This window comes from Providencia sp. PROV268, assembly GCF_028477805.1.
In the GTDB taxonomy this organism is placed as follows: Bacteria; Pseudomonadota; Gammaproteobacteria; order Enterobacterales; family Enterobacteriaceae; genus Providencia; species Providencia stuartii.
Genome location: NZ_JAMPLW010000015.1, coordinates 51,136 through 65,055, shown reverse-complemented (window position 1 = coordinate 65,055; position 13,920 = coordinate 51,136). Strand labels below are relative to the sequence as shown.

General features: G+C 41.8%; 14 protein-coding genes. 9 read left to right on the top strand and 5 right to left on the bottom strand.

What is annotated here, in order from left to right:
- Positions 1–94 precede the first annotated feature (94 nt).
- A complete protein-coding gene (locus PR699_RS12200) occupies positions 95–394 on the top strand; it encodes a PAAR domain-containing protein (protein WP_004925989.1) in 300 nt (99 codons plus the stop codon).
- A 20-nt stretch (positions 395–414) separates the two neighbouring features.
- Here the strand turns inward: PR699_RS12200 and PR699_RS12195 are convergent, their stop codons facing one another.
- Together PR699_RS12195 and PR699_RS12190 are read right to left on the bottom strand one after the other, a co-directional pair.
- Complete coding sequence (locus PR699_RS12195) at positions 415–870, bottom strand: regulatory protein RecX (protein WP_014656910.1); 456 nt, start codon at positions 868–870, stop codon at positions 415–417.
- Positions 871–951: 81 nt separating this feature from the next.
- The gene (locus tag PR699_RS12190; protein WP_004925984.1) at positions 952–2,412 is read right to left on the bottom strand and encodes a DUF4026 domain-containing protein; all 1,461 of its coding nucleotides are present in this window, start codon (positions 2,410–2,412) and stop codon (positions 952–954) included.
- A 236-nt stretch (positions 2,413–2,648) separates the two neighbouring features.
- Here PR699_RS12190 and PR699_RS12185 point away from each other — a divergent pair, with 236 nt between their 5' ends.
- Together PR699_RS12185 and PR699_RS12180 are read left to right on the top strand one after the other, a co-directional pair.
- Positions 2,649–2,831: a hypothetical protein gene (locus PR699_RS12185; RefSeq protein WP_004925981.1), complete on the top strand. Its 183-nt coding sequence runs from the start codon at positions 2,649–2,651 to the stop codon at positions 2,829–2,831.
- Positions 2,832–3,046: 215 nt separating this feature from the next.
- The gene (locus tag PR699_RS12180) at positions 3,047–4,048 is read left to right on the top strand and encodes a hypothetical protein (protein WP_014656912.1); all 1,002 of its coding nucleotides are present in this window, start codon (positions 3,047–3,049) and stop codon (positions 4,046–4,048) included.
- A 110-nt stretch (positions 4,049–4,158) separates the two neighbouring features.
- Here PR699_RS12180 and PR699_RS19700 read toward each other — a convergent pair whose 3' ends face one another.
- The gene (locus tag PR699_RS19700; RefSeq protein WP_223854871.1) at positions 4,159–4,209 is read right to left on the bottom strand and encodes a prepilin-type N-terminal cleavage/methylation domain-containing protein; all 51 of its coding nucleotides are present in this window, start codon (positions 4,207–4,209) and stop codon (positions 4,159–4,161) included.
- 36 nt (positions 4,210–4,245) lie between these two features.
- Here PR699_RS19700 and PR699_RS12175 point away from each other — a divergent pair, with 36 nt between their 5' ends.
- From PR699_RS12175 to PR699_RS12150, 6 genes are all read left to right on the top strand, one after another.
- Positions 4,246–5,199: a BamA/TamA family outer membrane protein gene (locus tag PR699_RS12175; RefSeq protein WP_225829661.1), complete on the top strand. Its 954-nt coding sequence runs from the start codon at positions 4,246–4,248 to the stop codon at positions 5,197–5,199.
- Positions 5,199–6,344 (top strand): DUF4056 domain-containing protein, encoded by a 1,146-nt coding sequence (locus PR699_RS12170; RefSeq protein WP_014656914.1) that lies wholly within the window; start codon positions 5,199–5,201, stop codon positions 6,342–6,344. The genes PR699_RS12175 and PR699_RS12170 overlap by 1 nt, the downstream gene beginning before the upstream one ends.
- A gap of 479 nt (positions 6,345–6,823) precedes the next feature.
- Positions 6,824–7,630, top strand: a complete 807-nt coding sequence (locus PR699_RS12165; protein WP_014656915.1) for a protein bax — start codon at positions 6,824–6,826, stop codon at positions 7,628–7,630.
- 260 nt (positions 7,631–7,890) lie between these two features.
- Positions 7,891–9,309: an MBOAT family protein gene (locus PR699_RS12160; RefSeq protein ID WP_004925973.1), complete on the top strand. Its 1,419-nt coding sequence runs from the start codon at positions 7,891–7,893 to the stop codon at positions 9,307–9,309.
- The gene (locus PR699_RS12155; RefSeq protein WP_041705094.1) at positions 9,296–10,483 is read left to right on the top strand and encodes an SGNH family hydrolase; all 1,188 of its coding nucleotides are present in this window, start codon (positions 9,296–9,298) and stop codon (positions 10,481–10,483) included. Before PR699_RS12160 ends, PR699_RS12155 begins: the two co-directional genes overlap by 14 nt.
- Positions 10,434–11,666 (top strand): SGNH/GDSL hydrolase family protein, encoded by a 1,233-nt coding sequence (locus PR699_RS12150; protein WP_014656917.1) that lies wholly within the window; start codon positions 10,434–10,436, stop codon positions 11,664–11,666. The genes PR699_RS12155 and PR699_RS12150 overlap by 50 nt, the downstream gene beginning before the upstream one ends.
- A gap of 228 nt (positions 11,667–11,894) precedes the next feature.
- Here the strand turns inward: PR699_RS12150 and gntU are convergent, their stop codons facing one another.
- A complete protein-coding gene (gene gntU, locus PR699_RS12145; RefSeq protein ID WP_004925967.1) occupies positions 11,895–13,253 on the bottom strand; it encodes a gluconate transporter in 1,359 nt (452 codons plus the stop codon).
- Positions 13,250–13,792 carry a gluconokinase gene (gene gntK, locus PR699_RS12140; RefSeq protein ID WP_004925965.1) on the bottom strand — a complete coding sequence of 181 codons (543 nt, stop codon included), beginning with the start codon at positions 13,790–13,792 and terminating at the stop codon, positions 13,250–13,252. The genes gntU and gntK overlap by 4 nt, the downstream gene beginning before the upstream one ends.
- Positions 13,793–13,920: the final 128 nt, after the last annotated feature.

Sequence of the window (13,920 nt, the reverse complement as noted above, 5' to 3'; positions counted from 1 at the left end):
ATTTTGCTTTTGATGTGGGTAAAAATGATCTAGGCACAACCATTTGGCATTTAGTACGTCAAGGAAAACGAATTGATTAGGCACAAAGAAGAAAATGCGCTGCACCATTGATAACCGTAAAGTGATTCAAAAAGGAGATACCACATCAACGGGCGGTACTGTATTAGAAGGAAGCGATGTTGCTAGTCGGAAAGATATCGATATCGCTACAGAGGGTATGAAAGTCTTTTGTCCGGCGTGTAAAAAAACAGGCACCATCAAGGCCGTAATAATGCCTCCTAGGGTAAAAACTATTCACGTCGTATTGCAAATAGCACTTATCTGGAATTGGAGAAAACCGATTAGCCGCACCAACCTAGTTGCTTTGAGGGGGCGTGTACGCGCAGGAATGTGATTAAAAAATTAAATGATGAATTATCGAAACTGTTCAAAAATCATATCACCTGAAAAACCTCGATACTGTAAATAACGGACTTGCTTGCTTTTTTCTTTAAAGTCGCGAGGAATTTCATCGCCGAATTTTTTACAACGCACATCCGTCGCAAGCTCAAACCAATCCACATCAAGCTGCTCAAACTGCTGTTCAATTAAAGTCGCAGTAAAACCTTTTTGGCGTAATTCCTGCTTGATCCGTAATGGTCCATAACCTTTACGAATATAACTACGTAACTGTAGCTCTATGACGCGAGTATCATTCAGGAAATGCTGTTCACCTAAACGTTCAATTACCCGCTCAATCAACGGCTCGTCAATAATACCGTCATTTTTTTCATACATACGCCGTTTCATGCGTGCTGATAATTCCGCCGTTCCGTAATCACGGCGAGACAGCATAAATAACGCATATTGATATAATTCAGTTTCATTCATATACGACACTCTGTAATAAAAATGGGTACTCAAAGTACCCATTCTATACGCTAAATTATCCGAGCGCAGCTAAGCAGAGATTTAATGCACTTGAGACCCAGACAGTAATTTATAAATGGTATCCGGAGTATAATTACCGTCTTGGTAATAGATGGTCCAGTCGGTGATATCATCACGAGTCAAAGGATATACTTCCCCTTCCTGCATCGTCTTCACATAGAAAGGATGATTGATCAAGCGCCCCTCAAACTGATCACCGTTCCATGAAACGGGTTCAAACCACATATGCTCATGGCCATCGTAGTCATCTTCCTCGTCACGATAACCGATGCCACATTTCACCAAGAAACGCCATTCGCTCTCTTCTTCGGTGTCTGATTTTCCAAGTAGCTTAGAAAAGAAGCCTTTTTTCTGTACTACAGGTTTCGGACCATAGTTATCCAGCATATGGGTAAAGTATTCCCAACGCAATTTAGCCTTACGAGACATATCCGCCGTTTCTTCGTCGGTACGCATAAACATCATGGCGTTTTGATCTTCAAAACCTTTAAAAAAGCTTTCTAAAACTGGTTCTTCTTGTGTCACTCTAAAGAGCATCACAGACGGATGTTGATGAGACTCATCACGATCCTGCCAATCCCCCATAAAACGATTGGAATCAGCATCGCCAAATTCATAATTCATCTCTTCGAGTGGTTTCAAATTATCAATTGGCGTTGATTGCCCAACATGTTTTAAGCCTTCTTCAAACGGTAGCGCCACTAAATACTCATAACCACTTTCTGTTTGTCCGATAAAAATTGGTTCATTAAACTCAATTTTGCCATGTGTAATGCTGTTATTAACAAAGCTCCAAAATAGCTCTGGAATACCGTAATAGGAAGCAATCGGATGTGGAATAATGATTTCCGCTTCGGATAAGCCACAACGTGCAAGGCCATGCGTGTGGAACCAATACATGGTTGGGCCACGCTCCTCGTTCTCTTGCTCTTCACTTTCGTCATGATCATAAATAGCGTGAACAACATATAAAGAATCGATACTTGGCATTAAGTCATCGATAAGTTGGAAATTTAACCATTCACGAGTAAAGACTTTCCCTGCCGCCGATAAATCAAGCCCCAACAATAAATCAGGGACTAATATTTGAATAAGTTTTAGTTGCTGTAGATAGCTAACCAATGGCTGGTCTCGAAATAGACACTCCACAATCACCGCTTGCGGTGCAGCGCTTGCCTCTGCATACAATTCCGGGCTGATTGGATCGGTTGAAAAATAGGGATTAATGACGTACTCAGGATCACTATCCACTAATGAGACATAAAAACGCAGTTCTTCTTCTCCGCGTTTACATGAAAAGAAAAAATCACTTTCACTTTCAGGTAAATAATCAATTTCACCTTCAGTAAAATAGTCTTGCTCTTCTAAACGTAGCTCTAAGAGAGATAACGTTAATTCAGAGGCAGGGATTGCCACCATCATAGATGCTTCTTTTTCACCTTTACCGGCGGCAATATCGAGGTATTGTTGTTTATTATTCATTATATAAGCCTATAATTTATTTACTCGGCAAAGGATAGCAGCTTAGTCTATCGTTTTATATTGTGAATAATCTTAACGAATTCATATTAAAATGATTATCTGTATATTTAGAAATAGTCATTATTCGACAACAACTTATTCTACTTTTCAATCCGAAGTCACTCAGGCACAATAACCTTAATTCAACTATCCTCTTGGATACTCTCTTTTATGACATTTAAATATGGGCTTTAGATATGGCAGAACTCACCAAAGAGCAAAAACAGTACGTTGATCAGCTCGCGATGGAGCGTGTTTTTGATATGAACAATGATGATGTTTTGATCAATGCATTAGAGCAAAAAGTACACCAAATGGAAGATCATTTAAAAGCCTACTTCCATGAGCGTGTGCATTTTCATCAAAACAAACAGAAATAATCAGACGATCGTCAATAAAAGAAGCTCCCCGCTTCTTTTATTGTTTGTGAACACTTCCTTCTCAATCTAATAGACTATAAAAGTAATTGACCAAGCTCAAGTTTTCTTCAAACACAGCATTTAACGCCATCTATTAATTCCCCTATTATGCTAAACTTATCACTCGTCTTTTATAGACTTGTTTTCCCTTGTTTATTTCAATGTTGAGCCTATTTATGACACGCATTCAACTTAGCAAAGCGTTGCTACTCTCTTGTTGTTTTTCTATTCCTGTCAGCTTTGCTGATAGTGATCGCCCACTTTTTTCAATCACCATGAGTGAGTCTGGCGTTCCACAAAATAACAGCGAAGGTGGTATTACGCGCTCATCCTCAAGCGAATCTCGTGTATTACCAATTTGGGGCGATGAAGCACGCGCCCGCGGTTACGATATCCCAGAGCCTTTTGGTGTGAGCTACGGCTATATGAACCTGCGTCAAGATGTTGTCGTGGATAAAATCGGTTTTATTTCTAATTCAAATATGGACTTAGAGAAATTACTCCATATCGAAACTGGGCATACACGTAGTAAAAATGAGTCACATGTCTTAAAGCTTGATGCTTGGGTGTTCCCTTTTATGAATGTGTATGGGCTCTATGGAAAAACAAAAGGAACATCAAAAACAAATCTAAATAACGTAGAAGCCCGAATGAAATTACCTTGGGGCACAGATTGGATTATCCCTATCGGGAAGAATTTACCTTTCGAATTAGAGTATGAAGGGAAAACATACGGCGGTGGTGTCACTTTTGCTGGCGGGTACAACCAATTCTTTACAACCTTAGATGCTAACTATACTAGAACAAATCTAGATATTTTAGACGGCGATATCTCAGCCTTAGTTATTACCCCACGTGTGGGTTATGAGTTTATTTTTGATCCTCTGATTAGCGGTCAAGGAAATACAAAAATTCAAGTTTGGACTGGTGCTATGTACCAAGATATTACCCAACGTTTTAAAGGGGATATCAGTAAGCTTGATCTACCTCCTGACTTAAGCAAATGGATGATATTTGCACCCGGTGACACAAAATTCGATGTTAAACAACATCTTGCCCATAAATGGAATAACATTGTCGGCGCACGCGTTGAACTGACTCGCAATTTTAATGTTCTGACCGAAGTTGGCTTTAATAACCGCAATAGTTTTTATATCTCAGGTGAGTTTCGTTTTTAATGCTGCAGCAACAACACTCTTCTTTATTAAGGCTGACACTGCTCAGCCTTTTTATTGCCCTCCCCACGCAAGCGGAACTGCTACCTGATCGGCAAAAAATTGATGGCTGGTTAAATGATCTTGGTGGTACAAACCATTTCGATGAGAGTAAAACCATTGATTGGGGGTTATTGCCCGGCCCTTTCTACACCCCCGAAATGGGGATTGGTATAGGTACTGCATTAGTGGGGTTATACCGCATTGATAAAAATGATAAAGAGACTCAACCGTCTTCAATAGGTTTAAGTGGCTTTGCCTCTTCTACAGGCGCATTTGGCGTTAACTTTACCAACTATAACTTTATTGACCATGACCAATGGCGGTTATTTGTTTCTGGTACGTTAAACAATATTCCAACCTACTATTGGGGGAAAGGTTACGCCGCCGGTAAGAATGACCATAATAAAGAAAAATATCACTCTCAAGAATTTGAAATTACGCCTCGTGCACTCTATCGTCTCACCGACGCTACTTATATTGGGCTCGGCTGGAACTTTTCTTCTATTAATGCTAACGACCCTGATGATGGTGCTAAACGTTATTTTCAACAATCAATTGGCGGGCAGTCTGTTATTAATTCAGGCATGAGTGCCTACTTTAGTTATGATACACGCGACTTTTTGCCAAATGCGCATCACGGGCAGGCTTTCGAAGCGGTCTACACTTATTTTTCGCCGAGTTTTGGCAGCGATACACGTTTTCAAAGTACCCAATTACAATACGCCTATTACCACGAGCTCACTGAAAACACAGTCATAGCACTCGATAACTATGCACGATTTACCACGGGTGAAGTACCATGGGATCAGCTGTCATTATTAGGTAACGCCAATCGTATGCGAGGCTACTATGAAGGTCGCTATCGCGATAATAATATTTTTACGACACAATTAGAGTTACGGCATAAACTCGATTGGCGTCATGGTATCGTCGGCTGGGTAGGTACAGGCACGATGAGCGATAAAACGGCTGAATTAGGTGAAGGTCATTGGTTGCCTACCACGGGTGTCGGTTATCGTTTTGAATTCAAACCACGTATGAATGTACGGCTCGATTTTGGGGTTGGTCGCAATAGCACTGGTTTTTATTTTCAAGTAGGGGAAGCTTTTTAATGTTACAGCGATTAATCATGCTTATATTCACTTTATTATTAGCAGCATGCCAAAGCACTACCCCCTACAAGCTACCCAACGTTCTTCCTGAGCTGAGTAGTGATACTCACGAATCAGCGACTCAGACATGGCCAGTATTATCCCCTCTAGCACCGCCTCAAGGCCTAAGAGCCTGTTGCGCTTTTGGCTATGATCTGCACGCACAACTTTGGGGTATCCCAGTTCCTTTCTATACGATTGATAATATCGTCGAAGCCGATAAGTTAGGTGAACATCATTATAACGATAGCTTTTTCGGGGCCACCGCCGCTTTAATGGGCGTGAGTAAGGAAAAGGTTGGCCTGTTATATAGCGAGAAAGGCGGGTTTATCGATATTTCCCATGTCAGGGACACGGCTGACTATACCCTCTTTTTGTTTAGTCAAATTTACCCAAAACTGGGGGAAGGCTGGACGCTCAAATTAAGTGATGAACTGGCTAGCCGACAAATCGTCTTCCACTCATTTGCGCCCCCGACTTCCGCTCAGGAGCGTTATACACTTAGCGCTTATTTAGCAGCAAAATTGGCATTCCAGCTAGCAGCTTGGCATGAAATTGCCCAATGGTATGGTTACCAATCTGTTCCCGGCTTTTCCGAGGGGATCTCAGCTTTTTCACCAGAAGACCTCTATTCCAACCTACTTGGCGCCCGTTTAGCCATGACATTAATTTTACAGGGGAGAGCGCAATCATTACCGATGTTTTCTCAATCTCTGGAAAACACCCTGCCTATCGCATTGGAGCAGCTAGGTGCGAATAGTAAATCACAAACTCGGAAGATGTTCGACCGTGTCGATGGCTTATGGTGGAATAGCTACCAACGAGTTCCTGAAAAATTCCTTGTGTTAACCCGTGACTACGATACCTCAGATAATCGTTATCCTTTAATACCTTTGCAAATGATACCCACTGAGCACTTACGTTTAAGTTTGCCTAACGAGTATCGAGGCTATGTTTTACACCAGCTTGCGCAACTTAGGTTATTACCGACAAAAAAGATGGCCCAATTGCCTATTCCGCAAACCTATTGGACCGTCGCTGATTTTCCAGCCTTATCCACCAAAGCGCAAAAACAGGATCAACAGCAGCAGCGATTGTCGTTTTAAAACAACCTAAACGAAAATAGGTGGAGATTGCTCACTTAGGCTAAATTTTCACCGATTTTTCACCCCCTCCCCCGCATTTTTTAGCTCATTTTTTCACCCGAAAACTGCTCATATTAATATCATCACCCTTTGATAAAAACGCAAATTACCAATTTTGTATAAAAAACAGGCTATCGATCGCTTAATAAATAAGCAAAATAACCTTATAATAACGAGGTGAACTGTATGTTATTTACCCATATTTGAGTTAGGTTAACTTGTTTTTTGCATCAATTCATCATTAATATTTATTAGTTTTAAGTGTAATATTAACACAAGAAACATAAAAACATTATTAAACAAGGATAAATTAAACAAAAAATAAATCACAATGTGAAAATGCAGTAATTTAGCTAAAGTCAGCCGGATAAAAGTAGCTACCCAAAAATTATTCTGTTACTATTCGCTCGATTTTTGTTCAGAGAAATTAGGAGAAGCAAATGCCCTCTCGAACGATGAGGACAAACGCCGTCTTCGCTTTCTTACTGTTATTTTTATTTTCGGGGTTGAGTTTTGGCTCAACAAGTACCAGTACCACACTCAAGAAAGAGTATTCTCACAAGGCCGTGCAGAGCTCAAATCAGGCTCATACACCTCTGCCTGATTTGCGAAAATACCCATCCGGTACACCACGTAAGAAAGCGTTTTTAAAAACGATTGTCCCTGTGATTGAAAAAGTCAATCAAGAAATCATGGCTGAGCGTAAATGGTTACTTTCTGTACGCAAAAACAAAAAGTGGAGCGCACAAGAACTTCGCCGTCTAGCTCAAATATGTAATAGCTATGGTATGACCTGTACCAGCCCAAATAGAGTCAATTGGGATAAGCTGTTAAGCCGTGTTGATATCATGCCAACCCATTTGGTTGCGACCCAAGCAGCCACTGAGTCAGGTTGGGGAACGTCACAGCTAGCACAGCAAAACGGTAATTTATTTGGTATGAGATGCGGCAGAGGTTGCCAAGTCAATCAGGGGAAAATTAAAGGCTATTCCGCCTATAACTCTGTTGAAGAGACCGTGTCTGCCTATATGAAGAATATGAATACTCACAATGCCTACGAGTCACTACGATCGTCTAGAGCAAAACAACGTTTATCAAAAGATGAGCTAGATACAACCAAGCTTATCAATGATATGAAAGGGTATTCACAACTAGGTTCCTCTTATAACCGTTATTTGCAAGAGATGTACGTGAGCAATGAAGAACTGATTACACAAGCTCAAAAAACGGCATCGACTCGAATTTAATTTGTATCACCAGGTACAAGTACTCATCTAAAATCCACTTTTTTATAAAGTGGATTTTTTCTTATTGCAACCAGGCCGATTATTAATATGATGTGAATACACATTTATACTTCAAATAATTCGAGATGCCGTTAAGCGATACAGAAACACACACTAAGTAGATCCCCTATTTTGTGGCACGTGTGAATAAATGTAGTCGGTAGCGCAGCTAACTTGATGTATGACGAGTATGCAACAATAATTAACAATCTGAGTCTTATATGAATTTTTTCTCATTCGAGTTTCTTGGCTCTTTTTTGGTATTTTTCCTTATTTACTGGAGCTGCCAGCCTAGTGCGAAGCTTCAAAATGGGCTACTAATAACCGCAAGTTATTTTTTTGTTTATTCCTTTAATCCCGATTTTGCTTATATCTTATTCGGCTATACCTTATTTATTTATTTTCTTACTAATTGGGTTTCAAATTGGCTTTCCAATAAATGGGTATTTACATTACTCGCGATAGGAATAATCAGTTGCTTTACTGCATTTAAATACTACTCATTTTTTCAAGAAACACTCCAGCAAACCTTCGATAAATTGGGGCTTAATGTAGGTTTACCTATTATTGAATTATTAGCGCCGCTTGGACTCTCTTTTTATGCTTTCCATTCCGTCAGCTATACACTTTCAGTTTGCCGCAAAGAGATCCCCAAAGCCGATTTCTTCGATGTCGTGCTATACCTTAGCTTTTTTCCGAGTATTGTCGCTGGTCCAATTAACCGAGCAAAGAATTTTATTCCACAAATTCAAGCAGAAAGCCGCGAAATACTGGATGCGCGAAAAGCAATCCTACTTATTTCATTAGCGCTGGTTAAACTGTTTCTATTTAGTGCCTATTTATCGGAAAACTTTGTGAACCCTGTCTTTGATGCGCCAGCAGGCTTCAGTGCAGGGGAAATACTCGTCGCAACCTATGCCTATGCATGGAATATTTATTTTAACTTCTCAGGTTATACCAACTTAGTAACTGGTATTGCCTTACTCTTAGGTTTTCGAGTTCCTGTTAACTTTAATGCGCCTTATATGGCGGCCAACTTAAAGGAATTTTGGGCGCGTTGGCACATTAGCCTCTCGACATTTATCCGTGACTATATCTATATCCCACTAGGAGGCAACCGAAAAGGCTTTAGTCGGATGAATACGAATGTCTTTTTGGCAATGGTGATTTCTGGATTATGGCACGGTGCGGCAATGACCTTTGTTATTTGGGGAGCCATTCATGGCCTAGGGATTGTCTTACTCAACCTTAAGAATCTATGGATGGAAAAATTAGGTTGGGCCAATAATCGATTTAATCACACCGCGACCACACTTATATCGCGCATTGTGACATTCCATTTTGTCTGCTTTGCTTGGATATTCTTCCGCAGCCAAACCTTTGATGACGCACTCATGATGATCTCACAGTTTGGGGCGCCTGGATTTATTGCATCGATAGGCTCCAACCTCGGCCTATTAATCGCATTTTGGGCATTATTGCTGTTGTACCCTTATTTTGTACAGTCATATCACTATATTGCGAAAAAGTACCAAAATATAGCTTGGTACTATTACCCTATTCCACTCGCGCTTATTTTGACTGTTATGTTTATGCTTTCACCTTCAGGAATGCCGGGATTTATTTATGCTAACTTCTGAGTTTAAAAGAAATCTAATAAAAACCGGACAAGTCTTTTTTATTGTTTTGGTCGTAGGGCTATTATTAATTTGGCTCAATCAAGGTTCATTAGAGCGTTTTTGGCAGCAAAAATATCACCGCGATCCCCCTTGGGCGTCTCTGTCTGGAAACCCTGTTTGGGATTATGGTGCTTATTTAAATGAGGGTTCACTCGCTGCGGGTAGTACTTTCCTCTATCATGTGTCAGGGCAACATGCTCAAGATACTAAAGACGCAGAAGCACTTGCCATCGCAAATGAAAATAGCAAACGCACCTTTCCTGAAGGCTATCAAGTTGGGCTACATTTTATTAATGGCTATCTCTATCCGGCAGAATCTCTCTCTGTCACCTTCCCTGAATTACTCAAACGCCAACAAGCGCGGGCGACATTAAAGGGCAACAAACTCGGTCCAGTAAAAGTCGCTCATACCGGGCCTATTGAGCCTAAAACGGTGGCGAAATTAGAGAAAGGTGATCAGGTTCTGTTTGCGGGTGATTCGATGATGCAAGGTGTCGCACCACATGTGAAGAATATGCTATTGAAACACTATAATATCGATAGCATTAACCTGAGTAAGCAAAGCACGGGGCTTGCTTATCCACGCTTTTTTAATTGGCCGCAAACCATTTCTAAAGCGTTGAATGATAACCCTAAAATTAAAGTGCTGGTGGTTTTCCTTGGCCCTAATGACCCATGGGATATGCCACCAGATACGGGCTATAAATATGTGAAGTTTAAAAGCGAAATATGGGAGCAGGTGTATCGTTCTCGCATTAATGATATATTAACGACTGCGCGCCAACATAATGTCGATGTTATCTGGGTTGGCCCTCCCAATATGCGCAAATCTACTCTATCAGAAGGTATGAGGTTCCTAAGGAGTCTCTATCAATCCGAAGTCGAAAACAGTGGTGAAATTTATTTTTCCGTGAATGATGTCTTTAAATACAAAGACCTCACTTACTCCGATTATTTCGGCGACGATAGCAGCAAAATTAAGCTCAGAAGTGGTGATGGGATCCATTTCAGCCCCAAAGGGCAACAAGCGATAGCTGAAAAAGTATTTTCATTAATTCATTTTGAAGAGGAAAAAGAGATACCTCATGAAGCAGAACAAACTGCGTCAAGCCAAATCCAAGTTAGCGGCAGCTAGCGTCATCGCTTTGCTGTCGCTAAGCTTGTTGTCCTGTCAACAAGATGCCGAGCGGACGAGTCAAGGTTCAACACGAGGTGGTACACTCACAAATGTGAATGTACGTGGGCAGCTCATCAATAACGCTGAGCCAAACCTCAGCCACTTTGCGAGCAAACTAAAGCAAGGTCATCAACAGGTCCATATTGTTCAAATTGGGGATTCTCATACTGCTGCCGATTTCTTTAGCGGTAATTTAAGAACATTGTTCCAACAACGCTATGGTGATGCGGGGCCAGGTTTTGTACCTGCGATTTCCATTCCGGGGCAGCGCACTGCGACAATTAACCGTAGAAGCGATAAACAGCAATGGGAACTGTTTAGTAGCCGTAAGGATGAGCGTTTCGATTACCCTCTTGGTGGGCTTATCGCGTTACCAATGACATCGGCGAGCACTGTACAACTGATGCCATTGCAAGCGGCAAATGGGGTTTATCAACTGCAAGCTCTTTACCAAAACACAGCGGGCAGTCAGATGAGTGTCTCCCCTGCGGCTTCATCACCCGTTGCATTACCCGCAACAGGCAATTATTGGCGCTTCTCTTCTCCTGTGAATACTCAGTTACCGGCTGAAGTTACTGTAAGTAATGACAATAACCTCAAGCTAGGAGGGTGGCTGTTGCGCTCAAATCGTCCGGGCGTTATGTTATCGGCGATCGGCATTAATGGCGCGACAATCAATATGATTGATAAATGGCAGCCACAATGGGTTGAAACATTGGCACAGATGTCACCCGATATGGTGATCTTAGCTTATGGCACTAACGAAGCATTCAACGACAAGTTAGATTTAATTGCGTACCAGCAAAGCTTGCGTGAGAAAATTCGTCAAATCCGCCAATATATGCCAAAAAGTGTCATCGTTTTAGTCGGCCCTAATGACTCGATTAAATTTAACGATGCCACAAGCTGCGATGCCAAAATGCCTGTGCATTTAAAGAATGTTATCAAGATCCAAAAAGCGATAGCAGCACAAGAAAATACCCTATTCTGGGATTGGCAGGATTTTATGGGTGGGCCTTGCTCGATTCGTTCATGGGCCGCACAGGATCTCGCACGACCTGATAATGTTCACTTATCTGCCGAAGGCTATAAAAGAAGTGCGCAAGGCTTTTATCAACAGCTTAGCCAGTTATTAAACTAATCTAAAAAGCAAATGGCGAGATACGCTCTCGCCATTCTTTTTAGCAGCAAAGACATTCATCTCATTATCTGCCACTCTTATTACCATCGCCCCTATAAACAACAATGCTCGTATGGTACGGATCTCCTATCGAGTGGTCATACAAAATTCGCTTAATGAATCTCTTTGGAATTGCCCTATTTTACTCACTCCTCCCCGAACGCGATTGGCTTTCGGGGAGTCGTTAAATTACAAGAAAGCGAAGAAGATCATACCGACTATTGCCCCTGTAGTACCGAGGATAGTTTCCATAATGGTCCACGTTTTCAATGTCTGAGCTTCCGTTGCCCCCGTAAACTTACCAAACAACCAGAAACCGGAGTCATTCACATGGCTTAAAATGAGTGAGCCACCAGAAATACAAGTCGCTAATGCCGCCAATTGTGCCCCTGAATAACCTAACTCACCAACTACAGGCAAGACTAACCCAACCGTTGTTAAACAGGCTACCGTTGCCGAGCCTTGGATCACACGGACAGCGCCAGCAAGGACAAAACACGCAACGGCAATAGGCAAGCCTGCACCGATTAATGAATCACCTAATGCAGGGCCAACACCGGAGTCAACAAGTACTTGCTTAAAGACACCACCAGCACCCGTTACCAATAAAATGATCCCCGCAGGTTGGATTGCCGCAGAGCAAACCTCCATGACTTTTTCTTTATTCATGCCATAGCGGAAACCTAAACCGTAAACAGCTAGCAGACACGCTAATAATAAAGCCGTAAATGGATGACCAATAAACTCAAGCCAATGCTCAAGCGTAGAGCCTTTTTCAACCAAGTGTGTTCCGATGGTTTTCAGGCCTACTAATACCAATGGGAACAAGACTAAAGATAGGCTAAACCCGAAACTTGGCATTTTGCCGTGATCCATCGTTGGTGCTTGGTAATCCGCTGGGATATCAATACTGACGTGTTTACTAATAAAACTGCCAAAGAGTGGGCCTGCCAATAACATACCGGGTATTGCCGCACACAGACCAATTAAGATCATCCAGCCATAGTCGGCGCCCATTTGTGAAGCGACCAACATTGGTGTAGGCCCTGGGAGTAAGAACGCAGCCGCAGCTGCTACCCCTGCAAACAACGGAATAGCCATGCGAACAACATTATGACCTGTGCGGTTTGCTACAGCGAATACCACCCCAATCAACAGCACGATCGCAACATCAAAAAATAGTGGTAATGCACAGATTAAACCGGCGATCCCTACAGCATAATGCGCTCTTTTCTCCCCAAATAATTGGAGTAGTTTTGTCGCAACCTGATCGAGCGCGCCTGTTTCGTGTAAAATTTTCCCAAACATGGCGCCAAGTGCGACAACGATAGCCAAGAAACCGAGTGTTCCTGCCATCCCTTTTTGCATCGTTTCTGTGATGTCTTGCACTGGCATACCTGAAAATAATCCAGCGCCGATAGAGACAATCATCAATGCAACAAAAGCATGTAAACGGGCGTACATGACAAGAAACAGTAATAAAACCACAGAGCCGACCGCAGTCAGAACGAGTGTCAGTGTGCTTAATGCTTCAACTGGGGTGTTCATGAATTGCCTCCAGAAACAATTTGATGAATAGCCGTACGTGTATTTTCAATCACTTCATCAAGTGATGGGCGAATATCGACAACATGAACATCCTGTTCTTCTGATGTAGGCTCTTGCAGTGCCTGAAATTGTGATACCAACATTTCAGGCTTAAAGAAGTGCCCTTTACGTGCTTTGAGGCGATTTTCAATGAGCTCAGCATCCCCTTTCAGGTAGATAAAATAGAGATTCTTATTACCTTCTCTTAACTTATCGCGATAACTTTTTTTCAATGCAGAGCATACAACCAAAGAAATAGGGTTGGTTCGCTGCATTGCAAAAATGGCATCATTTAATGCTGCAAGCCAAGGTTGGCGATCTTCATCATTCAGTGCGTGGCCCAAAGCCATTTTTTGAATATTTGCTCTCGGATGCAGAAAATCACCATCTAAAAAAGCCGCATTTGTTTTTTGAGCGACACCGCTTGCGACAGCCGATTTACCGCTACCCGATACCCCCATAAAAACAAATGTATAATTTTGTGCTTGGGTATCACTCATGGGAAACTCCTCAGGTGTTAAATAAAAAAGGTACGCTTATTTTTTGTTTACCGATGATAGAAACCGAATTGTTACCGGTAACAGTTACCAGTAACATTATCAGCAGTGCGGCTATTTTTAGCAATTAT